The organism is Halomonas marinisediminis (genome assembly GCF_004347715.1).
In the GTDB taxonomy this organism is placed as follows: domain Bacteria; phylum Pseudomonadota; class Gammaproteobacteria; order Pseudomonadales; family Halomonadaceae; genus Halomonas; species Halomonas icarae.
This window is the reverse complement of the sequence record NZ_SLTR01000780.1, coordinates 1-228: the sequence shown is the minus strand read 5'-3', so window position 1 is coordinate 228 and position 228 is coordinate 1. Positions and strand designations below refer to the sequence as shown.

The 228-nt window shown below is 65.8% G+C and carries 1 protein-coding gene; it reads right to left on the bottom strand.

Going from position 1 to position 228, the window contains the following annotated elements; genetic code table 11:
• Positions 1–228: hypothetical protein (locus E0702_RS18505; RefSeq protein WP_240721829.1), on the bottom strand; the 228-nt coding region annotated here is incomplete at both ends.

Genomic DNA, 228 nt, shown 5'->3' with positions numbered 1-228 from the left:
CGGAAGTGGGACACCCAGGCCCGCGGCCAGAACTTGACACCGTTTGGCGCGTTCTTGGTGACGAAATGCTGCTCGAACCGGTATTTGTCGGCGATCCCCTGGGGGTCTGCGGCGAAAATCGGCTGCAGGGAGGCGAGCGCCCCCACGGGCATCCTGTAGACCGAGGTCTGGCCGAGCTTGTGCAGCGGCTTGGCCTGGTTGCGGGCAAGGATCACGTCCTCGGGCGAG